General features: G+C 43.9%; 1 protein-coding gene. It reads left to right on the top strand.

Annotation, left to right across the window (positions count from 1 at the left end):
* Window positions 1-129 precede the first annotated feature (129 nt).
* Complete coding sequence (locus AC1DSE_RS35230; protein WP_477510534.1) at window positions 130-1326, top strand: D-alanyl-D-alanine carboxypeptidase family protein; 1197 nt, start codon at window positions 130-132, stop codon at window positions 1324-1326.
* The last annotated feature ends 111 nt before the right edge of the window (window positions 1327-1437 follow it).

Raw genomic sequence — 1437 nt, 5'->3', positions numbered from 1 at the left:
TGACATAACTGCCCGAGAGGGCAGTTTTTCATTTTTGTTAGCTACTTTTCGTCTAGAGCCACATGTACAGGCATATACTGAAATACGCACACACAAGCTTTATCTACTATCGCTGCGGGAGGGGCAAGTATGAATATGAATTTCAAAAAACTGCAACGATTTGTTGCAGTTGGAATGTTATCTGCTTTATTGGTTGGGACAAGCGTATTGCCCCCAGTTAGCGCAAATCCAAGCAAGTTGTATACGAATGCCAAGGCATCGGCTCTCATTGATGTCGAGTCAGGCAGAGTTTTGTATAGCAGTGATGGCGATACCCCGATGCGGATAGCAAGCTTAACGAAAATCATGACAGCTATTGTTGCAATAGATCATGGGAAGCTGACTGATATGGTGAAGACAAGCAAACGAGCAGTTGGTAAAGAGGGTTCTTCGATTTATCTTCAGCTTGGCGAAGAAATGAGTTTGCATCATATGTTGTATGGTCTGATGCTCAGGTCCGGCAACGATGCGGCAACGGCAATCGCGGAGCATGTTGGTGGATCGGAGGAAGGTTTTGTTCATTTAATGAATGAGAAAGCGACCTTTCTAGGTTTGAAACATACGCAATTTAAAAATCCGCATGGGCTGGATGATGATGAGCATTATTCCTCAGCTAATGATTTGGCCAAGCTGACTGCATATGCTTTGAAAAATGACGTATTTGCAGAAATCGTAAGCACGCGCGTAAAAAAAGTGCCTAATCCGCATGAGAAATGGGAGTACAGCTACACGAACAAAAATAAAATGCTAACGATGTATGAGGGTGCTGACGGTGTAAAAACGGGGTATACCAAAAAATCATTGCGCTGCTTAGTTAGCTCCGCCACTAGGAATGGTCAACAGCTTGCTGCTGTGACGATAAATGACAGCGATGATTGGGCAGATCACCGGAAAATGCTCGATTGGGGTTTTGGTCATTATCCGCTTCAAGAGATAGCAGTTAAAGGGCAGCAAGTTTCTGGTTACCCTTATGCTGTTGGACAATCTTTTAAATACCCGCTGGAAGAGCAGGAAACGGGAAATATTCAATCACGTCTTGTGCTGCTTGAAGCAGGAACAACACGATATTTGTTAGGAGAGCGCGGATTTCTGGAATGGTATCTAAACGAGCAGCAAATTGGTGCTGTTCCTGTGTATGATCCAAACAGCAGCAGACTTCAACTTTCAATGGCATCGCAAAAATCATTACAATCGCTGGCTGATTTTCAAAAAGCAAACAAGCTTGATCAGCGCGGGCCGATATTTGGCTCTATTATCAAAGTATTAGATGCATTATTTGAGCATTAGCATGCAATCTGCGCGGGAGACGCTGATTGCTTGCAAAACAGTATAGGTGCGTAGAGGGGGAGGCGACCTAAATGGTTAACTGGATTTGGTTGTTTTTCATCGTAGCGAGTG

Source organism: Paenibacillus sp. 01L418, assembly GCF_056400045.1.
Note: the sequence above shows the minus strand (reverse complement) of the source record. Positions and strands in the feature narration are given on the sequence as shown.

What these genes read in the sequence shown, in the direction of transcription:
- AC1DSE_RS35230 (WP_477510534.1), top strand. Translation starts at nt 130, where the DNA reads ATGAATATGAATTTCAAAAAACTGCAACGATTTGTTGCAGTTGGAATG.